Consider the following 20,183-nt stretch of genomic DNA (forward strand, 5'->3'; position numbering starts at 1 on the left):
CGCGGCCTCCTCACTTCGCGTCGGAGTAGCGCTCGACCACCGCCGTGGTGAACGGGAAGCGCACCGGCGTCTCACCGAAGGCGGTCCGGCCGGCCAGCTCACCGGCCGCCCGGATCGCCTCCACCACGGCGTCGGCCTCCTCCCGGGGGCAGTGCACGATCACCTCGTCGTGCTGGAAGAAGACCAGTTCGGCCCGGAGCCCGGCGGCGGCGATCGACCGCCGCAGGGCGGCCAGGAGCAGCAGGGCCCAGTCGGCCGCGCTGCCCTGCACCACGAAGTTGCGCGTGAAGCGGCCGCGCGCCCGGGCGTCCGACGAGGCGTACCCGGGGGTGAAGCCGCCGTCCGCGCGGTCGGAGCCGTCCGGACCCGGCCCGTCGGCCTCCTGCGGTATCCCGGCCTCCCCGTCGTCGTCACCGCTGCCGGCCGCCGGCGGGCTGGTCCGGCCGAGCCAGGTCCGTACGAGACGGCCCTCCTCGCCCGCCTTCGCGGCGTCGTCGACATAGGCGACGGCGTTTGGGAACCTGCGGCGCAGGGCGGCCAGATTCTTCAGCCCGTCCCCCGAGGTCTGGCCGTAGACGGCGCCGAGCAGGGCGATCTTGGCGTGGTCGCGGTCGCCGTGGAACGCCTTGTCGGACAGGGCCGTGTAGAGGTCGCCGTCATGGCCCGCCACCTCCATCAGGCCCCGGTCGCGGGAGATGGCGGCCAGCACGCGCGGCTCCATCTGGTCGGCGTCCGCGACGACGAGGCGCCAGCCCTCGTCGGCCACGACGGCCCGCCGGATCACCTTGGGGATCTGGAGCGCCCCGCCGCCGTTGGTCGTCCAGCGACCGCTGACCGTGCCGCCCGGCTGGTACTCCGGGCGGAAGCGGCCGTCGCGCACCCAGTCCTGGAGCCAGCTCCAGCCGTGCGCGGTCCAGATGCGGTACAGCTTCTTGTACCGGACCAGCGGTTCCACCGCCGGATGGTCCAGCTCCTCCAGCTCCCAGCGGCGGGTGGAGCGCACCTTGATGCCGGCCTGCGCGAAGGCCTTCACCACGTCGGCGGGGAGATCCGGGCGGACCCGGCGGCCGAAGGCGGCGGACACCTCGTCGGCCAGCTCGGCCAGCCTGCGCGGCTCGCCGCCCGCGTACCGCTCGCCGAGCAGTTCGTGCAGCACCTCCCGGTGGACGTCGGCCCGCCAGGGCAGGCCCGCGCGGTTCATCTCGGCGGCGACCAGCATCCCCGCGGACTCGGCGGACGTCAGCAGCCGCATCCGGCCGGGCCGGTCCGTCGCGTCATGGCGGGCGAGCTGGGCCGCGTACACCTCGAGGAGGGCGTCGAAGGGCAGACCCGTCCCCGTCGGGGGTTCGAACAGGGAGGACTGGGAGCCCGGCACCGCCGCCCGGGCCGGCGGATCGGGCGGCACCGGGCCGCCCCGCAGCCGGGCGTGGGCGGCGGCGGCCGAGCGGGGTTCGCCGAGCCGCCCCTCGTGCCCGAGCAGCAGGGACTCGGCCACCTCGATGTCGTAACAGCGCTCGACCCGCACCCCGGCGGCGAGCAGCAGGGGGTAGACCTCGGCGGTCGAACGCCACACCCAGCGGGCGACGTCCGGCCGGGAGCGGACCGCCTCGGCCACGTCGGGTTCGGACAGGACCGGGCCTGCGGGCAGCCCCGCGCGGTCCAGCGGGGCGAGGAGCGCGCCACCGCTCTCCGTGACGGCCAGCGCCCAGCGTTCGGTCATACGGCCGAGTCTGGCACCCGGCACTGACAGCGGGGCGGCGTGCGCGGTCGCGTCGCAGGCGGGAGGATCGGCAGGACCCTGCTGCGGGGCCCGGAGCGTCGACCGAGGGGACAGCCACGATGGAAGCGATCGTTTTCGAGGAGTTCGGCGGACCCGAGGTCCTGCACCACGCCCGGGTCGAGGACCCGCACCCCGGCCCGGGACAGGTCCGGGTGAAGGTGATGGCCGCCGGGGTGAACCCGATGGACTACAAGATCCGGCGCGGCTGGATGGAGGACGTCTTCCCCACCTCGCTGCCGGCGATCCCGGGCGTCGAGTTCGCCGGGGTCGTCGACCGGACGGGCGAAGGGGTCACCGGGGTGGCGGAGGGCGACGAGGTGCTGGGCTGGAGCGCCACCGGCTCGTACGCCGAATACGCCCTGGCCGACGCCGCCCTCGTCGCCCCGAAGCCGGCCGGTCTCGACTGGCCGGACGCGGCGGCCCTGACCATCGCGTCGAACACCGCCCAGCGGGTCCTGGACGAGCTGGCCGTCGGCGCGGGGGACACCCTGCTGGTGCACGGGGCGGCCGGAGCCGTCGGCTCGGCCGCGGTCCAGCTGGCGGCGGCCCGGGGCGCGACCGTCATCGGCACGGCGTCCACCGCCAACCACGACTATCTGCGGGTGATCGGCGCGACCCCGGTGGAGTACGGGGAGGGGCTGGTCGGCCGGGTGCGGGACGCCGCTCCCCAGGGTGTGGACGCGGTCTTCGACGTGGCGGGGCGCGGCGCCCTGCCGGACTCCGTCGAGCTGCGCGGCGGCACGGACCGGATCGTCACCATCGCGGACCCGGCCGCCGCCGAGTACGGGGTCTCCTTCTCCGGGGGCGGCTCCCGGTCCAGGGAACGGCTCGCCGAGCACGCGAGGCTCGCCGCCGACGGGGAGCTGCGCGTCGAGGTCACGGAGGCCTTCCCGCTCGACGACGCGGCGAAGGCGCAGGCGCTGAGCGAGGCCGGGCACGTACGCGGCAAGCTCGTCCTGCTCCCGTGGGCGCCCTGACCGGGCTCGGCCGGGCGTTCGATATCCACAGGCTGTGGATGGTTTCCCCGGGCCCGGCCCGCCTACCCTGACCTCATGGAACCGGTGATCGACCAGGCGTTCGCGGCCGCTCTCTACTCGGAGGGCGACACCGGCCTGGACACCGGCGCCTCGCTCCTGGCCGCCGACCCGGCCTCCGACGCGGAGCTGCGCCGGCGCGGCGAGGAGTTCGTCCGGCGCGCATGGGAGCGGGGCTGGCTGCCCGCCGATGTGATCCGGCTCGTCCGCCGCGACCTCGACGAGCACGCGGCCGGTCTGGCCGCCGGTCTGATCGGCGCGGAGGTCCGGCGCTACGACCGGCTGCCGCCCCGCTGGCGGGCCCAGCTCGACGAGCTTCCCGCGGTGCCGCCGGCGGGCCGTCCCGACCGCTTCTCGTACGCCTCCGCGCTGCTGGGGCTCTACCGGCTGCTGCTGCGGCTGCCCGCCGTCGAACCCGTCGGACCGCCGCCCGGCGCGGCCCGCGACGCCCTTCGGCTGCCACCCGTCGAGGGCGAGCCGCGCATGCTGACCCGGATCCGCGCGCTGCTGGCGAAGGCGGAGGCTACCGGGTTCCCCGAGGAGGCGGAGGCGCTCACCACCAAGGCGCAGGAGCTGATGGCCCGGCACAGCATCGACGAGGCCCTGCTCGCCGCCCGGACGCACAGCGGCCGGGTCCCCGGTGCCCTCCGGATCGGGGTGGACGCCCCCTACGAGACGGCGAAGGCGATCCTGCTGGACGCGGTCGCCGCCGCGAACCGCTGCCGCGCGGTGTGGAACAGCGAGTTCGGCTTCACGACGGTGGTGGGCTTCGAGGCGGACCTGGACGCCGTGGAACTGCTCCACACCTCGCTGCTGGTGCAGGGCACCGCGGCGATGACCCGGGCGGAGGCCGGCCAGCGGGCCGGCGGACGCAAGCGGACGAAGACCTTCCGGCAGTCCTTCCTGATGGCGTACGCCCAGCGGCTGGGCAGCCGGCTGGCCGACGGCACCGCGCGGGCCACCGCCGAGGCCGACGCGGAGGGTGCCGCAGGACCGTCCGGCGCGGCGGACGCGGGGCTTCTGCCCGTGCTGGCCGCCCGGGACCTGGCGGTCACGGACGCGGCGGAGAAGATGTTCCCCCGGACCACGACCACCCGGGTGCGGGGCGCCACCGACCTGGACGGCTGGACGCACGGCACCCGGGCGGCGGACCGGGCCAGGATGGGCGGGGCGCCGCCGGAGATCTCCGGCTGAGCGGACCGCCCGAGGCCGCGGGCCCCACCCCCGCCGCGCGGCCGGCGCGACCCCGTCCCGACAACTCGGGCACAAGGGAAATTCCGGTTAGGCTCGGTTCATGAGCTGGCTCCGGGCGCTGAAGCTGACCGCCCGCTCGGGGCTGACGATCGAGCGGCGGCGCCTCGAACCGCTGATCGCGCTCCGGGGCGCGGCCGGACTGGCCCTGGTCATCGGGGTCGGCCTCGCGCTGTTCGGGCCGGTGGTCGCCGCCAGCTCGGCGTTCGGCGCGTTCCAGGCGGCGATCGCCACCTTCCAGCGCAGCTGGCGCCCCCGTCCCGTGCTCGCGCTGGTCTCCGGCGTGAGCCTCGGCCTGTCGACGTTCATCGGCTATGTCGCCGGCCCCCGTCTCCTGCTCTTCATGGCCGTGCTGGTGCTCTGGACCTTCGTCGCGGGGCTGGCCTGGGCGGCGGGCCCGACGGGCGGCATCATCGCCGCGTCCAACGTCGCGATCATGCTCGTCACCATCACCCTGCCCACCTCCGTCGCCGAGGCCGCCCTGCACGCCGCGATGATCACCTTCGGCGGGGTGGTCCAGGCGGCGCTGATCGTGCTCCTCCCGGTGCGCCGGTGGGGCGCCCAGCGCGACGCCCTGGCCGACGCGCTGGCCGCCGAGGCCGACTACGCCCGCCGGCTGCGCCACGACCCGGTCGCCCACTTCGACCCCGTCCCGCTGATGCTGGCCCGCAGCGCCGCCTCCGTCACCCCGCGCCAGGCCCGCCGCCGCCCGGCCGAACTGCACGGCTCACGCGGGGTCGCCGAACGGATCAGACCGGTGCTCGCCTCGCTGGCCGACCCGGCGATGGGGGTACCGGCCGAGGGCCCCGAGCGCGACCGGGTCCGCGAGCTGCTGTCCGCCGCCGCCGCGCTGCTCGACGCGGCGGCCCGCGCGATCCGCAACGGCGACCCGGTGCGGCTGCCCGCCCCCGCCGTCGCCGTGCTGAAGACCCCCGACACCGGGGCGCTGCTCGCGGGCCCGCCGCTGCGCGCCGCCGACCGGCTGGCGGCCCTGCTCTCCGACGTGATCGAGGCGGCCGAGGGCGAGGGCACCAAGGAGGAGCGGGCCGGGGCGGAAGAGGCTGCCGACGCCCTCGGCGCGCCCCGGGACGGGCGCACTCCCGCCGAGCACAAGCGTCGCCCCACCCTGCTGCGGCTGGTCCCGGTCGTGCTCAGGTCGATGCGCCGCGAACTGCACCACGGCTCCCCGATCCTGCGCCACGCCGTCCGGCTCGCCGCCGTCGCCGCGCTCGGCTATCTGCTGGGCCGGGTCCTGCCGTACGGGCACGGCTACTGGGCCCCGATGGCGGCCGTCATGGTGATGCGGCCGGAGTTCTCCCAGACGTACGCACGGTCCGTGGCCCGGTTCGGCGGCACCGTCGTCGGGGTCTTCCTCGCGACCGCGATCGTGCAGGCCGCGCACCCCGGCACCGGCCTCTCCGCCGCCTTCGCGGTGGTCTGCGCCCTGCTGATGTATCTGCTGATGCGCACCGGCTACGCGGTCGGCCAGGCGTGCGTCGCCGCGTACGTCGTCTTCCTGCTCGGCATGGCCGGCGACGACTGGTCGCAGACCGTGCTCGAACGCGTCGTCCTCACCCTGGTCGGCGGGCTGCTGGCGATGGTCTCGTACGCCGTCTATCCGGCCTGGGAGACCCCGAGACTGCGCAACCGGCTCGGTGACTGGCTGAAGGAGGACGGCCGTTACGCCGCCTCGGTCGTCGATCAGTACGCCGATCCGGCCGACCGGGGCCACGACGACGTCCGCCACGCCCTGCTCGCCACCCGCGAGGCCCGGGTCGCCTGGCAGGAGGCGGTCGCCACCGCCCGGCACGAACCGGTGCGCCACCGGGGCCTCTCGCACGCCGCCGCCGACGACACCCAGCACGCGCTGGCCCAGCTGGGCCGGGTCGCGATGCTGATGGAGGCCCACCTCCCGGAGGGCGGTGCCACCCCCGTACCGGCGGCCGCCCCCCTCGCCGCCGCGCTGCGCCGGGCCACCGAGCAGGGCGCGAAGGCGGTGCGGGAGCGGCGGGTGCCGGACTGGACGGCGGTCCGGGAGGCGCTGGCGCGGTGGGACGAGGAGGAGCGGGCGGCCGAGGAGGGCGGCGACCCGGTCGTGCGCAACGGGGCCGACCTCCTGCTGGAGGCACTGGAGGACTTCTCCCGGGGGCTGGAGGACGCCCCGAAGTCCTCCCGGGCGCCCGGTGGCGGCGACGCCGGTGACCCCGGGGGCTGACGCCCGGTCAGGGGGTCGGCAGGTCCGCGAGGTCGGGCAGGTTCTTGAGCGAGTCGGCGTCGGTCTTGGCGAGCGTGTCCTTGCCGCCGCCCTCCCACGAGACGACCACGGTCTTGCCGTCGTTGGACGCGATGGTCCCCATCGTGCGGGCCGTGTCGCCGTCGGCGCACTTGAGGTCCAGCATCGGCTTGCCGCCCATGTCCTCGGCGGTGCCCGAGCAGACGTGGGAATCGGCGACCACGACGGCCTTCCCGGATGCGACGGACAGCACCACGGCCTTGCCGTCGGTCTGTCCGGCCCAGGCTCCTTCGAGCGCCTTGAGGTCGCCCGCCGAGCCGCCGCCCTCGTCGCCGGACCCGGTGTCGGCGGAGCCGCCGGCGGGGGCCGACGGGGCGCTGCTCGGGGTGGAGTCCTTGTCCGCGCTGTCCTTGTCGCCGTCGCTGCCGCACCCGGTGAGCGCGAGCGCGGTCAGCAGGCCGGTGGCGACGACAGCGCCGGTACGTGCGAGTTTGTACATGCGGAATTCCCCCTGGAAGTCGAATGGCCGTCCAAGCTACCAGTGAGTCGCAAGGGGCAGGGGGGAGTCAACTCCGGGAATCGGGAGCCGAACGGAGTCATGGACCGTCTCTTCCGGGAGAAGCTGTAATCGAGGGAACACCCCCCGTGCACGTGCATCTGCGCATGCATCCGCTCATGCAGGGGAAATTGAACACAGCTATGATCCGAGACAGTTGACACTTGCACCTTGCAACTCGGGGAGCGTCCTGTGCACCACGTGTACAACGGCATGGCGGCCACAGAGCTTCGCGGAGTCGTCTGGCAGAAGAGCAGACACAGCAACTCCCAGGGTTCCTGTGTGGAGTTCGCGAAACTGCCCGACGGGGATGTGGCGATGCGCAATTCGCGCCATCCCGACGGGCCGGCGCTGGTCTACACGCCGGCCGAGATAGAGGCGCTGCTCCTCGGCGTGAAGGACGGGGAGTTCGACCACCTCATAGCCGAGGGCTCATAGCCGAGGGCTCACGGCAGAGGGCCGAACTCCGCCGTTCTCCGGCGGGGTTCAGCCCATGGGTGTGGCCGGGACCCGAGGGGTCACATCGGGTCGGACAGCCGGAAGAGCGCCCAGACGACCTTGCCGCGCGGCGCCGCGGACGACAGGTTCTCCGTACTCAGTACGGGGGAGGGGTGCCACCCCCAGCAGTCGCTGAAGGACTCCACCAGGAACAGCCCCCGGCCCGACTCCGCCGAGTCGGCCGCCGCCGAGGCGACGGGTCCCGTCCGGCTCGGATCGCGTACCGCGCACACCAGCCGCGAGGTCCAGCGCATCAGATGCAGCCGCACCGGCGGGTCCTGGGGCTCGCGCGGGGTGTCGGCGGGCAGGGCGTGCCGCAGGGCGTTGGTGACCAGCTCGGAGACGACCAGCGCGACATCGTCGAAGCGTTCGCCCAGACCCCAGCCGTTCAGGGTCGACCGGGTGAACTGCCGTGCCCCGCCGACGGCTTCGTAGCGGGCGGGCAGTGTGCAGGTCGCCGATCCGGAGACGGCGGAGGGATCGATGGGGGGAAGCCCCTGCCGTAACGGCTCGAGCATCGTCGATCCATTCGTCCCCATGCGAGGCACTCCCGGGATTCGCGGCTGTAGCGGGTACTGCGGGTACGCGGGTACAGCGGCACAACACGAACGAGCACGCAGGTGCGCGAGCCCCATGGTTCCGAATGCGCAGGGCAGATGCAAGGGCAGATGCACGTGCACGCGCCTGACGTGTCCACACCCGTGCCGGTTCTGGGTCATTTCTTCCGGGCCGGACTTTTGCGGTCTTCCAGAAGTCTTCTCATTTCCGTAATCGAATGAGTACGGGCTGAAGCGTTTTGATGGCAGAATCCGGCTCTTGGGGTTCAGGGGGAGCCCCGGTGCCAGGGAAGCGATGGGGAGGGTTGGACCAGTGGCGGCAGGCGAGTCGAGTGGATCCGTGGTGCGGCGCATCCTGCTGGGCTCGCAGCTCAGAAGACTGCGTGACTCGCGCGGCATCACGCGCGAGGCGGCCGGCTACTCCATCCGGGCCTCCGAATCGAAGATCAGCCGCATGGAGTTGGGACGGGTGAGCTTCAAGGCCAGGGACGTCGAGGATCTGCTCACGCTCTACGGCGTCACGGACGAGGCGGAGCGCGACTCCCTGCTCGGCCTGGCCCGTGAGGCCAACGTGGCGGGCTGGTGGCACAGTTACGGGGATGTACTGCCCGGCTGGTTCCAGACGTACGTCGGCCTGGAGGGTGCGGCCTCGCTCATCAGGATCTACGAGGTCCAGTTCGTGCACGGGCTGCTGCAGACCGAGGAGTACGCCCACGCGGTCGTCTCCCGGGGCATGCGCGGCGCACCGGCAGCCGAGATAGACCGCCGGGTCGCGCTGCGGCTGGAGCGGCAGAAGACCCTCGTCTCCGAACGGGCGCCCCGCTTCCACGCGGTGCTGGACGAGGCGGCGCTGCGCCGTCCGTACGGCGGACGCGAAGTGATGCGGGCGCAACTGCGGCATCTGATCGAAATGTCGGAACAGCCGAACATCACGCTCCAGGTGATGCCGTTCAGTTTCGGCGGGCACGCGGGCGAGAGCGGTTCCTTTACGATGCTGCGATTCCCGGAATCCGATCTGTCGGACATTGTCTATTTGGAGCAGCTGACAAGTGCGCTCTATCTGGACAAGGACGAAGAAGTCGCCCAGTACGAAAAGGCGATGGAGCGGCTCCACCAGGAGAGCCCGGGACCCGAGGAGAGCCGTGACCTGCTCCGTGGACTTCTTCAACTCTCCTGATATTTCAGTAGGATGACGATCCCACAGGAGTCTGCACCTGCAGTAAGGGATCGCATGTCCTTCTTCCACGAGCTGGCCGCCCAGTACATCGACGGTGAATGGCGTACGGGCAGCGGCTCCTGGGACATCATCGATTTCAATCCCTTCAACGGCGAGAAGCTCGCCGCGATCACCGTCGCCACCGCCGGCGAGGTCGACCGCGCCTACCGTGCCGCCGAGCGGGCCCAGGGCGAGTGGGAGTCCGCCGGTCCCTACGCGCGTCGACAGGTGCTGGAGCGGGCCCTGCGGGTCACCGAGGAGCTGGCCGGCGAGATCGTCGAGGCGATCATCGACGAGCTGGGCGGCACCCGGTCCAAGGCGCTCTACGAAGTGGGCCTGGCCCAGGAGTTCCTGCGCGAGGCGGCCCGGCAGGCGTTGCACCCGGAGGGCCGGATCCTGCCCTCGGCGGTGGACGGCAAGGAGAACCGCCTCTACCGGACGCCCGTCGGGGTCATCGGGGTCATCGGCCCGTTCAACTTCCCCTTCCTGGTGACGATGAAGTCGGTCGCGCCGGCCCTGGCGCTCGGCAACGCGGTCGTGGTCAAGCCCAACCAGAACACCCCGGTGGTGGGCGGCGGGCTGTTCGCGAAGATCTTCGAGGAAGCGGGGCTGCCGGCCGGCCTGCTCAACGTGGTCGTCACCGACAGCGCCGAGATAGGGGACGCGTTCATCGAGCACCCCGTGCCCAAGGTGATCTCCTTCGCCGGCTCGGACGCGGTCGGCCGCCACATCGCCGCGACGGCGGGCGGGCTCTTCAAGCGCACCGTGCTCGAACTCGGCGGCAACAGCGCCCTGGTGGTGCTGGAGGACGCGGACATCGACTACGCGGTCGACGCCGCCGTCTTCAGCCGCTTCGTCTACCAGGGCCAGGTCTGCATGGCCGCCAACCGGATCCTGGTGGACCGGTCGGTCGCGGCGGAGTTCGGCGAGAAGTTCGCCGCCCGGGTGGCCGCGCTGCGGACCGGCGACCCGCGCGAGAGCGAGACCCAGATCGGCCCGGTCATCAACACCTTCCACGCGGACGCGCTGGCCGCCCTGGTCGACCAGGCGCTCGCCGACGGCGCCACCGCCCCGGTCCGGGGCCGCACCCGGGGCAACCTCGTCGAGCCGACCGTGCTCGCGGGGATACCCGAGGGCTCTCCGCTGCTCTCCCAGGAGATCTTCGGCCCGGTCGCGCTGCTGGTCACCTTCGACGGCGAGGAGGACGCCGTACGGATCGTCAACGACAGCCCGTACGGACTCAGCGGCGCGGTGCACACGGCGAGTGCCGAGCGCGGCGTGCGGTTCGCCCAGCGGATACGCAGCGGGATGTTCCATGTCAACGACTCCACCGTCCAGGACGACCCGGGCGTCGCCTTCGGCGGCGAGAAGAGCTCCGGGCTGGGACGGCTGAACGGCGACGCCGCCGTGGAGGCGTTCACCACCCAGAAGTGGATCTCCGTGCAGCACGGCCGGAGCGTCTTCCCGTTCTGACCCGCTCCGCCCGGCGGGGTCCGCCGGGCTACTCTGGTCAAAGTTGATCAGAGAGGGTGGAGGGCATGTCCGCGATCCGGCTGCTGGTCCTCGGAGCCGTACGCCGGCACGGCCGGGCCCACGGCTACCAGGTCCGCAACGACCTGGAGTACTGGGGCGCCCACGAGTGGTCCAACGCCAAGCCGGGCTCCGTCTACCACGCCCTGAAGCAGCTGGCCAAGCAGGGCCTGCTGCTCGCCCACGAGGTGGCGCCGAGCACGGTCGGCGGCCCGCCGCGCACCGAGTACGAGATCACCGAGCGGGGCACCGAGGAGTACCTCGCCCTGCTGCGCGCCTCGCTGACCTCGTACGACCAGAAGATGGACGTGCTGTCCGCGGGCATCGGCTTCATCGTCGACCTGGAGCGGTCCGAGGCGGTGGCCCTGCTCAGGGAGCGGCTGACCGGCCTGGCGGCCTGGCGCGCGGCCGTCACCGAGCACTACGTGCCGCAGGACGGGCTGGGGTCGATCGGCCACATCGGCGAGATCATGAATCTCTGGGTCCACTCGGCGGACGCCGGCGCGGAGTGGACGCGCGGGCTGATCGCGCGGATCGAGGGCGGGGCCTACGTCTTCGCGGGTGAGGGCGATCCGTTCGTCGGCGTGCTCGCCGAGGGCGAGGAGAATCCCTACGCGACCGGGGTGCCGAACCCCGGGGATACCCACTGACCAGGTTTGACGAATTCCCGGGAGTCACTTGCCTCGATGCCGATGGCCCCCGGCGCGGTCTGGTCGGCCGGGCCGTCGCCGACATGCTCCAGTCGTCCGCCGCGCTCGCGGTGATGACGGCGGTGGGGCTGCTCCTGCTGCTGCGGTTGTGGCGGGGCGGCCGGAGACGGTGCAGGCGGTGCAGATCCTGGTCTGGCCGGTCGGCCTCCTCTCCAATGTGTTCGCCGCCCCGGAGACGATGCCGAACTGCTCGCGCTGCTCTGGCCGTTGGCGCTGCTGGCGGTGTTCTTCCCGCTGGCGGTACGCCGGTTCGCGGGGCTCGGCCGCTGAGGCCGGACAGGCCCTAGTGGTGGAAGGAGGTCGCCGCGCCGTGGCGCCGGCTCAGCGGCTCGGACTGGGCGCGCAGTTCGGGGAGCAGGAGTTTCAGGTCGTTCAGCAGCAGCTCCGCCAGGTCCGACGAGAAGCCGTTGCGGCAGACGATCCGCAGCACCGACAGGTCCTCCCGGTTGGCGGGGAAGGTGTACGCGGGCACCAGCCAGCCGCGTCCGCGCAGCCGCTGCGAGACGTCGAAGACGTCGTACGCCGTCACGTCCGGCGCGGTCGTCAGCGCGAAGACGGGCAGTTGGTCGCCCCGGGTGAGGAGCTTGAAGTCGCCCAGCGCCTCGATGCGTTCGGCCAGCCCCATGGCCACGTCCCGGGAGGCCTGCTGGACGGCCCGGTAGCCCTCCCGGCCCAGGCGCAGGAAGGTGTAGTACTGCGCCACGACCTGCGCCCCGGGCCGGGAGAAGTTCAGCGCGAAGGTCGGCATGTCGCCGCCCAGGTAGTTGACCCGGAAGACCAGCTCCTCCGGCAGGTCCTCGGGGGTGCGCCACAGCGCCCAGCCGACGCCCGGGTAGACCAGGCCGTACTTGTGGCCGGAGGTGTTGATGGAGGCGACCCGGGGCTGACGGAAGTCCCAGACCAGGTCCTCGTCCAGGAAGGGCGCCACCATCGCCCCGGACGCCCCGTCCACATGGACGGGGATGTCCAGGCCGGTGTGCTCCTGGAGGGCGTCCAGGGCGGCGCAGAGCTCGGCGATGGGCTCGTAGCTGCCGTCGAAGGTGGAGCCGAGGACGCCGACGACCCCGATGGTGTTCTCGTCGCAGAGGCCGGCGGCGGCCTGCGGGTCGAGGTGGAAGCGGTCGCCGTCCATCGGGACCAGGCGCGGCTCCACCTCCCAGAAGTTGCAGAACTTCTCCCAGCAGACCTGCACGTTGATGCCCATGACCAGATTGGGCCGGGCGGTCGCGGGATAGCGGTCGGCGTTCCGCTTGGACCAGCGGCGCTTGAGGGCGAGCGCGGCCAGCATGCAGGCCTCGCTGGACCCGGTGGTCGAACAGCCCACGGCCGCCGAGGGGTCGGGCGCGTTCCAGAGGTCGGCCAGCATCGCCACACAGCGCCGCTCCAGCTCGGCGGTGCGCGGGTACTCGTCCTTGTCGATCATGTTCTTGTCGCGGCACTCGCTCATCAGCACCCCGGCCTGGGGTTCCATCCAGGTGGTGACGAAGGTGGCGAGGTTGAGCCGTGAGTTGCCGTCCAGCATCAGCTCGTCATGGACCAGGCCGTACGCGGTAGAGGGCGGCAGCGGCCCGTCGGGCATGCGGTGCCGGGGCGGCGCCAGCTCCATCCCGGTGACCGGATCGGCCTCCCCGAAGAACGGGTTGAGCGCGAGCCTGCGCATCTCGTCGGACGGTTCGGTGCCGTGCGCGGAGCCCTTGTGGAGCGGCATCGCAGACCTGCCCTTCTCGGCTCGCGTCGGCGAGGCCGGACGAATCCGACGATACGGACCGCCGCGGCGGCCGCCACCGGTGCTGCGCCGTCCGGTTCAGCGCAGCGGCGTACCGTCCTCGCGCAGCTGCATCTGCGGCCGTCCGGTCACCAGCAGCCAGGCGGGCAGCGAGGCGACGCACAGCAGGGGGAGCAGCGACATGTCGGAGGCGAGCACCGCCGCCGTGAACAGGCTGAGCCAGCCCTGCCGGGTGACGGCCAGCAGGACGCCGAGCACCGCGCAGGTCACCGCGAGCGCCACCGGGACCCCGTCGACCAGGGCGTGGGCGCACAGGCCGAGCGCGACGCCGGAGAACACCGCGGGGAAGATCCGGCCGCCCCGGAAGCCGCAGGTGGCCGCGATCAGCAGGGCGGCGGTCTTCACGACCGCCATGACCGCGAACTCACCGGCCGACCAGCCGTCCGGGTCGGCGGCGATCGTCTTCACCTCGTCCAGCCCCTTGAACAGGGTGAGGTGCCCGCCGAGCGCGCCGAGCAGCCCGAGCAGCAGCCCGCCCAGGGTCAGGGCCACCACGGGATGCCGCAGGGCACGGAAGGCGCGGTGCACCAGGGGGAACGCGTAGACCGCGGCGAGTCCCAGCACCGCTCCGGCCGAGGCGATGACGACGGCGGACAGCAGATCGCCCCAGTGCGCGTGCCCGTAGGACGGCAGGGACAGGTCGAAGCTGGGGTGGGCGGCCAGCGTCATGGTGAGCGAACCTGCGGCGCCGGCCGCGAGCGGCCCGAAGAGGCGGTCCCAGAGCGCGCCCCCGCCGGGGGTGGTGGCGAGCGTCTCGGTCAGGATCAGCGCGGCGGCGACCGGGGTGCCGAACAGGGCGCCGATGGTGCCTGCGGCGGCGAGCGCGAGCCACAGCTCGGCCGGGGCGCCCGGTACGAAACGGCGGCCCGCCCAGGAGGCCAGCGCGATGTTCGCTGCGGTGATCGGGTTCTCCGGGCCGAGGCTGACCCCGCCCGCCAGGGCCAGGGCGGTCACCAGCAGCAGCCCCGGCACGACGAGCGGGGCGAGCGGCGGATCGACCAGGCCATGGTCGCCGGGTCGGGTCCGGCCCGCCCGGGGACCGCCCGGATGACCAGACCGGTCACCAGACCGGTCGCGGTGAGCATCACGATCATCCACAGCGAGGAGTACCGGCCGATGTCCAGCGCGTCGGGCAGCGTCTCCCAGAGCACGTCCTGCAACCGCTCGGAGACGATGCTGACGCCGAGCAGGACGAGGGCCGAGGCCACGCCCACGGCCAGGGCGGGCACGGTGAGCGTCAGCAGCCGGCGCGCGGGGGCCGGTTCGGCGGCGACGACGGAATCGGTGGACATCGGCTCACCCTAGCGACCCAAAAGGCGCACAAGGCATCAAAAGGTGCGTTACGCGTCAGCGATCCGGGCTTGCACCTCACGTCGCGTCAGGGCCGAGGCTCGGACCCGTACCCACACAGGAAGGAGCGGGGAGCCATGGAGCACTCCGTGGGACAGGTCGCCGGGTTCGCCGGAGTCACCGTGCGCACGCTGCACCACTACGACGGCATCGGACTGCCCTCACCGAGCGGGCACAGCCACGCGGGCCACCGGCGGTACGACGACGCCGACCTCGACCGGCGGCGAGCGCGCGATGGACCTCGCCGAGGAGCACCGGCTCCACATCACGGCCTGGTTCTACGAGTGCACGACCGAGATCCACCGCGGGCTCGGCGGGATGTATGTCGCCGACCCGCGGTTCAAGGCGTTCTACGACTCGATGCGGCCGGGCCTGGCCGAGCATCCGCGCGACGCGATCGAGGCCGGCGCGCGGCGCGGGGAGCAGCGGTTCCCGCCGTCGCGGGGGCGGGGCGCCCGCCCCGCGACGGCCGGCTCAGCTCCTGCTGATCACGGCGGCCGTGCCGTACGCACAGACCTCCGTGCCGACGTCCGCCGCCTCGGTCACGTCGAAGCGCATCATCAGCACCGCGTTGGCGCCGCGCGCCTTCGCCTGCTCGACCAGCCGCTCCATGGCCTGGTTGCGGGTCTCGACGAGCGTCTTCGTCAGGCCCTTCAGCTCGCCGCCGATCATGGACTTCAGCCCGGCACCGATCTGGCTGCCGAGATGGCGGGATCTGACCGTGAGGCCGAACACCTCACCGATGACCTGCGTCACCTGGTAGCCGGGGATGTCGTTCGTGGTGACGACCAGCACGTCGGACTGTGCCGCCTGGCCGCCGCCGTAATCCTCAATGCCCATGATGTGGCACCTCCTGGACCGAGTTTTGCCCCGCTTCGCCCTGTGTGCATCTCCACGGGGGCCGGTGGAACCCGGAGGGGCCGCGCGGCGTTGATAGCTTTGGGCGGCCACGCAGCCGCCATCGACCTCATCCTGGAGCCCGGACCCTTGAATACGCTTGCGCTCGGACCGAGCTGGCTGGACCCGGACCACCTCATCGGCCAGTTCGGGCTGATCGGCGTGCTGGTCATCGTCTTCGCCGAGTCCGGGCTGCTGATCGGCTTCTTCCTGCCCGGCGACTCGCTGCTGTTCACCACGGGTCTGCTGGTGACGACGGACAAGCTGGACACCCCGCTGTGGCTGGTCTGCGTCCTGGTCGCGCTGGCGGCGATCATCGGCGACCAGGTGGGCTATCTCTTCGGCCGCAAGGTCGGCCCCTCGCTGTTCAACCGGCCCGACTCCCGCCTCTTCAAGCAGGAGAACGTGGAGAAGGCCCATGAGTTCTTCGAGAAGTACGGGCCGAAGTCGCTGATCCTGGCCCGCTTCGTGCCCATCGTGCGCACGTTCACCCCGATCATCGCCGGGGTCAGCCGGATGAACTACCGCTCGTTCATCACGTTCAACATCATCGGCGGCGTGCTCTGGGGCGTCGGTGTGACGCTGCTCGGCGCGGCCCTCGGCAACGTCGAGTTCGTGCACAAGAACATCGAGGCGATGCTCGTCCTGATCGTGCTGATCTCGGTCGTGCCGATCGCCATCGAGTTCCTGCGCGCCCGGAGCAAGGCGAAGAAGGAAGCGGCCGCGGGCGGCGGCGCCGAGACCTCGCAGGACCCGGCTGCGGGCCGCCGGGGCCGGCACGCCAAGCGCTGACCCCGGCCCCGGTCCGGGGCAGCCGGATCAGAAGCCGCGCGTCCGCTTGGCCGCGCGGCGGTTCGCGCCGCCGACCGCGCCCGGCACCCGCATGAACAGCCGGGAGATCTCGCTCCCCAGATTCACCCCGATGGCGATGGCCCCCGCCGTCGCCACCGCGGTCGACAGCGAGGCGAGCCCCCGGTCCAGCTCGTTCTGCGCGATGCCCAGCAGACCGAAGTACGTGGCGGAACCGGGCAGCAGCGGGCCGATCGCGGCCGTGATGAACGGCAGCGAGGAGGTGTAGCGGTAGCGCGAGAACAACTGCCCGAACAGCCCGACCAGCCCGGCGGCCACCGCCGTGGCCGCCACCGGCGAGATATGGCCGGTCCGGGCCATCGCCCCGTAGATCACCCAGGCCACCCCGCCGTTGAGGGTCACCGCCAGCACCGTGGACCGCTCCTGCTGGAGCAGGATCGCGAAAGCCAGGCTCAGCACCATCGACGCCAGGATCTGGATCACCGGCCGGTTGTGCGTGATGAGCCGTGCCTCCGGGTTCAGCTCGGCCCCCAGCTGCAGGCCCCCGTACAGCACCAGCAGCACACCGGCGACGATGCCGATGAAGAAGTACATGACCTCCAGCAGCCGGGCCGCCGCGGTGATGTAGTAGCCGGTCAGACCGTCCTGCACGCCCGCCACCAGGGCCCGCCCCGGCAGCAGCGCGAACAGCCCACCGGTGATGACCGCCGAAGGCCGTACGTCGGACCAGTGGGTGAGCGTGAGCGCCACCCCCATCGCGGCGGGCGGCATCGCCGCGGCGACGAACTGGTAGAACTCCGGGAGCCCGCGCCCGGCGCACAGCCAGGCCAGCCGGTCCCCGAGCATCGCGCCGAGCGCCGCGATCAGGAACACCAGGAACCCGCCGCCGACCAGCACCGATGCGGCGCCCGCCAGCCCTCCGGCGGCCAGCGTGAGCACCCAGCCGGGGTACGGGTGCCGGTTGCGGCGGATCTCCGCGAGGCGCCGGTAGGCCTCCTCCAGGGAGATCTCGGCCTCTTCGGTGGTGATGTCGTCGATGAGCCGGAAGACCGCCGCCAGCCGGGTGTAGTCGGTGCCCCGGCGGCGTACGGTACGGCTCGCCGTCACCGGGTCGTCGACCAGCGACGGCTGGTGCGAGATCGACAGCAGCGTGAAGGTGACCGTCGGCTCGCAGCGGTCGAGACCGTAGCTGCGGGTCACCGCGAACATGGCCGCCTCGACGTCCTCGGCGCCCTCGCCGCCGGCCAGCAGCAGTTCCCCGATACGCAGGGTCAGGTCGAGCACGCGGGGCACGGCCGGGCCCGAGTCGTCGTCGTGCCGCTGGACCATCTCCGGCGCGGGACGGTCGGCGACCGGCATCCGCAGCATCGTGCGCATCCGGTCCTGCCAGGGGGCTTCCTCGGTCAGCCGGATCATCGGGATGCCGTGCGCGGGCGTGAACGCGGGCGGGGAGTCCTGGGCGCTGTAGGTGCGCGGCGGGACGAAGGCGGAGCTCATCGAGTCGGAACCGGAACCGGAACCGGGCGCCCCGGTCCCGGCCCCCGGAGACGGCGGCTCGGGCGTCACACCGGTCGGCAGGGCGAATTCCGACGTCGGGTGGTCCTCCTCCGGCACACCGGCCGGCCTGCCCACACCGGCGGGCTGGGAGAAGGCGCTGCGCGCCTCGTCGGACTGGGGCTTCTGGTCTTCGGGACCGCCCGGTTCCGCCACTACTGACCTCGCTCCTCGTCGGCTGCGCGTCCTCGGCCGCACTCCTGCCCAGTATGGCCACGCCCAAGGGAGCTCATGCGAAACGGGCGGCACACCGGTGAAGGTGTGCCGCCCGAAACGAGACGCTGAACCGCAAGCGGAACGTCAGTGCGCGCCGCCCTGCGCCTCAAGGCGCTTGTAGGAGTTCTCGATCTCGGCCTCGGCCTCGGCGCGGCCGACCCAGTCGGCGCCCTCGACGGACTTGCCGGGCTCGAGGTCCTTGTAGACCTCGAAGAAGTGCTGGATCTCCAGGCGGTCGAACTCCGACACGTGGTGGATGTCGCGCAGGTGCTCCACCCGGGGGTCGGAGGCCGGGACGCACAGCAGCTTGTCGTCGCCGCCGGCCTCGTCGGTCATCCGGAACATGCCGATGGCGCGGCACTTGATGAGGCAGCCCGGGAAGGTCGGCTCCTCCAGGATGACCAGCGCGTCCAGCGGGTCGCCGTCCTCGCCGAGGGTGTTCTCGACGAAGCCGTAGTCGGCCGGGTAGCTGGTCGAGGTGAAGAGTCGACGGTCCAGGCGGATCCGGCCGGTCTCGTGATCCACCTCGTACTTGTTCCGCGAACCCTTCGGGATCTCGATAACGACGTCGAACTCCACGGGTGGCTCCTCCATGATCAACACATACGACTGGTGGTTAAGTGTCCCTCACGGAGATGTGTGCTCGCGAAAGGGGCTGGTCAACGGTGGCCGAGCCGGTGGAAAGACCGTCGATCGACCCGCCCGGCAAGCTGAACAGGGCCGCCCTCAAGGGTGCTCTGGACCTGCGGAACGGACTGAACAACTGGCAGTTCACGGCTGTCTCCGCCGCGGCCGGCCTGGCACTCGCGGCCGGCGCCGTCCTCGCCGCCGGCCCCTGGGACTCGGGTCAGCGTAAGGCCGAGCAGGACTGGGCGGCCGCCCGCTCCGGCACAGGTGGCGCACATCACGAGCCCGCCGGCCCGTCCGGCCCGTCCCCCGCCCCCAGCGCGGGGCCCGTCCTGGCCGCCCTGGGCACCGGCACGGCCACCGCGGCGGCCGACGCCCCGTCCGGCGCCTCGGCCGGACTCCGCGCCGTCCTGGACCCGCTGCTGAAGGACGCCGCGCTCGGCACCCGGCGCAGCGCCGTCGTCATCGACACCGTCAGCGGCAAGCGGCTGTACGGCGTGGGGGCGGACACCCCCATGACGCCCGCCTCCACGGTGAAGATCGCCACCGCGGTCGCGGCCCTGACCGCGCTCGGCCCCGAGCACCGCATCCCCACCACCGTCCTGGCCTCCGCCGACCTGCGCACCGTGACCCTGACCGGCGGCGGCGACCCCACCCTGGACCGGGCCGCCCTGCGCACCCTGGCCGCCGACACCGCCCGCGCCCTGAAGGACGGCGGCGTCACCTCCGTACGGCTGCGCTACGACACCTCCGGCTACTCCGGGCCCGCACTCCACCCGATCGGCCCCAACGAGAACATCGCCCCCGTCAGCGCCCTGATGCTCGACGAGGGGCGCCTCGACGACAGCTCCAGCGGGCCCGCCCCGCGCACCGGCGACCCGGCCGGGGACGCCGCCCGCGACTTCGCCGAACTGCTGGACGACGCCGGGATCGGTACGAAGTCCGGCCCCGCGTCCGGCCGGGCGCCCGCCAAGTCCCGGGCCGTCGCCCGGCACCTCTCCGCCCCGCTGTCCGGGCTCGTCGAACGGGCGCTGACCAACAGCGACAACGACATCGCCGAGGCGCTCGCCCGGCAGACCGCGCTGGCCGCCCGCCGGCCGGCCGACTTCACGGGCGGCCGACGGGCCGTCACCGCCCAGCTGAAGAAGCTGGGCCTGCCGCTCAAGGGCGTCGACATCGCCGACGGCAGCGGGCTCGACCGCCGGGACAAGGTCAGCGCGGCCCTGCTCGCCGGGCTCCTCGCCCGGGCGGCCGATCCGGACCACCCCGAACTGCGCCCCGTCCTCACCGGCCTCCCGGTGGCCGGTTTCAGCGGCACGCTCAGCAGCCGCTACACCGCGAAGACCGGCGGCACCGGCCTGATCCGCGCCAAGACCGGCACCCTCACCGGCGTCAACACCCTGGCGGGCACGGTCGTCGACCCGCAGGGCCGGCTGCTCACCTTCGCCTTCATGGCGACGGGCACCACCGCACCCTCCGAGGCGCAGTCCGCCCTCGACAAGCTCGCCGCCGCACTCGCCACCGGCGGACGATGAGCCGGTCAACACCTCACCGCATCAAGGAGAGAGCACGTACGGT

General features: G+C 72.6%; 16 protein-coding genes and 3 pseudogenes. 11 read left to right on the forward strand and 8 right to left on the reverse strand.

Annotated features, from left to right (window positions below; genetic code table 11):
* Positions 1–10: 10 nt before the first annotated feature.
* Positions 11–1,720, reverse strand: coding sequence for a bifunctional 3'-5' exonuclease/DNA polymerase (locus tag RLT58_RS20130; RefSeq protein WP_311311766.1), 1,710 nt, complete (start codon positions 1,718–1,720; stop codon positions 11–13).
* Between the two features lie 119 nt (positions 1,721–1,839).
* Here RLT58_RS20130 and RLT58_RS20135 point away from each other — a divergent pair, with 119 nt between their 5' ends.
* The 3 genes from RLT58_RS20135 to RLT58_RS20145 all read left to right on the forward strand — a co-directional run bounded on the left by RLT58_RS20135 (position 1,840) and on the right by RLT58_RS20145 (position 6,280).
* A complete protein-coding gene (locus RLT58_RS20135) occupies positions 1,840–2,757 on the forward strand; it encodes an NADP-dependent oxidoreductase (RefSeq protein ID WP_311311767.1) in 918 nt (305 codons plus the stop codon).
* A 75-nt stretch (positions 2,758–2,832) separates the two neighbouring features.
* Complete coding sequence (locus RLT58_RS20140) at positions 2,833–4,008, forward strand: DUF2786 domain-containing protein (RefSeq protein WP_311311768.1); 1,176 nt, start codon at positions 2,833–2,835, stop codon at positions 4,006–4,008.
* Between the two features lie 100 nt (positions 4,009–4,108).
* Complete coding sequence (locus RLT58_RS20145) at positions 4,109–6,280, forward strand: FUSC family protein (protein WP_311311769.1); 2,172 nt, start codon at positions 4,109–4,111, stop codon at positions 6,278–6,280.
* 7 nt (positions 6,281–6,287) lie between these two features.
* On the opposite strand, the gene RLT58_RS20150 is transcribed toward RLT58_RS20145, so the two are convergent.
* The gene (locus tag RLT58_RS20150; RefSeq protein WP_311311770.1) at positions 6,288–6,797 is read right to left on the reverse strand and encodes a hypothetical protein; all 510 of its coding nucleotides are present in this window, start codon (positions 6,795–6,797) and stop codon (positions 6,288–6,290) included.
* A 249-nt stretch (positions 6,798–7,046) separates the two neighbouring features.
* Here RLT58_RS20150 and RLT58_RS20155 point away from each other — a divergent pair, with 249 nt between their 5' ends.
* Positions 7,047–7,292 carry a DUF397 domain-containing protein gene (locus tag RLT58_RS20155; RefSeq protein WP_311311771.1) on the forward strand — a complete coding sequence of 82 codons (246 nt, stop codon included), beginning with the start codon at positions 7,047–7,049 and terminating at the stop codon, positions 7,290–7,292.
* An 80-nt stretch (positions 7,293–7,372) separates the two neighbouring features.
* Here the strand turns inward: RLT58_RS20155 and RLT58_RS20160 are convergent, their stop codons facing one another.
* The gene (locus RLT58_RS20160; protein WP_311311772.1) at positions 7,373–7,870 is read right to left on the reverse strand and encodes an ATP-binding protein; all 498 of its coding nucleotides are present in this window, start codon (positions 7,868–7,870) and stop codon (positions 7,373–7,375) included.
* A 334-nt stretch (positions 7,871–8,204) separates the two neighbouring features.
* On the opposite strand from RLT58_RS20160, the gene RLT58_RS20165 reads away from it, so the two are divergent.
* From RLT58_RS20165 to RLT58_RS20180, 4 genes and pseudogenes are all read left to right on the forward strand, one after another.
* A complete protein-coding gene (locus RLT58_RS20165; RefSeq protein WP_311311773.1) occupies positions 8,205–9,086 on the forward strand; it encodes a Sco1979 family transcriptional regulator in 882 nt (293 codons plus the stop codon).
* Positions 9,087–9,140: 54 nt separating this feature from the next.
* A complete protein-coding gene (locus tag RLT58_RS20170) occupies positions 9,141–10,598 on the forward strand; it encodes an aldehyde dehydrogenase family protein (RefSeq protein ID WP_311311774.1) in 1,458 nt (485 codons plus the stop codon).
* Positions 10,599–10,663: 65 nt separating this feature from the next.
* Positions 10,664–11,305: a PadR family transcriptional regulator gene (locus tag RLT58_RS20175; protein ID WP_311311775.1), complete on the forward strand. Its 642-nt coding sequence runs from the start codon at positions 10,664–10,666 to the stop codon at positions 11,303–11,305.
* Between the two features lie 33 nt (positions 11,306–11,338).
* A pseudogene (locus RLT58_RS20180) lies at positions 11,339–11,635 on the forward strand (ABC transporter permease); the annotation flags it as partial.
* A 13-nt stretch (positions 11,636–11,648) separates the two neighbouring features.
* On the opposite strand, the gene RLT58_RS20185 reads toward RLT58_RS20180, so the two are convergent.
* Together RLT58_RS20185 and RLT58_RS20190 are read right to left on the reverse strand one after the other, a co-directional pair.
* Entirely contained in the window at positions 11,649–13,073 is a 1,425-nt protein-coding gene (locus RLT58_RS20185) for a glutamate decarboxylase (RefSeq protein WP_311311776.1), read from the reverse strand.
* A 96-nt stretch (positions 13,074–13,169) separates the two neighbouring features.
* Positions 13,170–14,443: pseudogene (locus RLT58_RS20190) on the reverse strand (ion channel protein).
* Between the two features lie 135 nt (positions 14,444–14,578).
* Between RLT58_RS20190 and RLT58_RS20195 the strand changes: the two are divergent.
* A pseudogene (locus RLT58_RS20195) lies at positions 14,579–14,918 on the forward strand (TipAS antibiotic-recognition domain-containing protein); the annotation flags it as partial.
* A gap of 57 nt (positions 14,919–14,975) precedes the next feature.
* Here the strand turns inward: RLT58_RS20195 and RLT58_RS20200 are convergent.
* A complete protein-coding gene (locus tag RLT58_RS20200) occupies positions 14,976–15,341 on the reverse strand; it encodes a YbjQ family protein (protein ID WP_311314575.1) in 366 nt (121 codons plus the stop codon).
* A 147-nt stretch (positions 15,342–15,488) separates the two neighbouring features.
* Between RLT58_RS20200 and RLT58_RS20205 the strand changes: the two genes are divergently transcribed.
* Positions 15,489–16,190, forward strand: a complete 702-nt coding sequence (locus RLT58_RS20205; protein ID WP_311314576.1) for a DedA family protein — start codon at positions 15,489–15,491, stop codon at positions 16,188–16,190.
* 27 nt (positions 16,191–16,217) lie between these two features.
* Here the strand turns inward: RLT58_RS20205 and RLT58_RS20210 are convergent, their stop codons facing one another.
* Both RLT58_RS20210 and RLT58_RS20215 read right to left on the reverse strand, forming a co-directional pair.
* The gene (locus RLT58_RS20210) at positions 16,218–17,918 is read right to left on the reverse strand and encodes a threonine/serine exporter family protein (protein ID WP_311311777.1); all 1,701 of its coding nucleotides are present in this window, start codon (positions 17,916–17,918) and stop codon (positions 16,218–16,220) included.
* 144 nt (positions 17,919–18,062) lie between these two features.
* Complete coding sequence (locus RLT58_RS20215; protein WP_123460069.1) at positions 18,063–18,557, reverse strand: inorganic diphosphatase; 495 nt, start codon at positions 18,555–18,557, stop codon at positions 18,063–18,065.
* An 86-nt stretch (positions 18,558–18,643) separates the two neighbouring features.
* Here RLT58_RS20215 and dacB point away from each other — a divergent pair, with 86 nt between their 5' ends.
* Positions 18,644–20,140, forward strand: a complete 1,497-nt coding sequence (gene dacB, locus RLT58_RS20220) for a D-alanyl-D-alanine carboxypeptidase/D-alanyl-D-alanine endopeptidase (protein WP_311311778.1) — start codon at positions 18,644–18,646, stop codon at positions 20,138–20,140.
* The last annotated feature ends 43 nt before the right edge of the window (positions 20,141–20,183 follow it).

This window comes from Streptomyces sp. ITFR-16 (assembly GCF_031844705.1).
Classification (GTDB): Bacteria; Actinomycetota; Actinomycetes; order Streptomycetales; family Streptomycetaceae; genus Streptomyces.

Bases quoted from the DNA above. Each gene is read 5' to 3' on its own strand.
- RLT58_RS20175 (WP_311311775.1), top strand. From the start codon at position 10,664: ATGTCCGCGATCCGGCTGCTGGTCCTCGGAGCCGTACGCCGGCACGGC.
- RLT58_RS20165 (WP_311311773.1), top strand. From the start codon at position 8,205: ATGGGGAGGGTTGGACCAGTGGCGGCAGGCGAGTCGAGTGGATCCGTG.
- RLT58_RS20170 (WP_311311774.1), top strand. From the start codon at position 9,141: ATGTCCTTCTTCCACGAGCTGGCCGCCCAGTACATCGACGGTGAATGG.
- RLT58_RS20160 (WP_311311772.1), bottom strand. From the start codon at position 7,870: ATGCTCGAGCCGTTACGGCAGGGGCTTCCCCCCATCGATCCCTCCGCC.
- RLT58_RS20150 (WP_311311770.1), bottom strand. From the start codon at position 6,797: ATGTACAAACTCGCACGTACCGGCGCTGTCGTCGCCACCGGCCTGCTG.
- RLT58_RS20200 (WP_311314575.1), bottom strand. From the start codon at position 15,341: ATGGGCATTGAGGATTACGGCGGCGGCCAGGCGGCACAGTCCGACGTG.
- RLT58_RS20185 (WP_311311776.1), bottom strand. From the start codon at position 13,073: ATGCCGCTCCACAAGGGCTCCGCGCACGGCACCGAACCGTCCGACGAG.
- RLT58_RS20135 (WP_311311767.1), top strand. From the start codon at position 1,840: ATGGAAGCGATCGTTTTCGAGGAGTTCGGCGGACCCGAGGTCCTGCAC.
- RLT58_RS20145 (WP_311311769.1), top strand. From the start codon at position 4,109: ATGAGCTGGCTCCGGGCGCTGAAGCTGACCGCCCGCTCGGGGCTGACG.
- RLT58_RS20140 (WP_311311768.1), top strand. From the start codon at position 2,833: ATGGAACCGGTGATCGACCAGGCGTTCGCGGCCGCTCTCTACTCGGAG.
- RLT58_RS20130 (WP_311311766.1), bottom strand. From the start codon at position 1,720: ATGACCGAACGCTGGGCGCTGGCCGTCACGGAGAGCGGTGGCGCGCTC.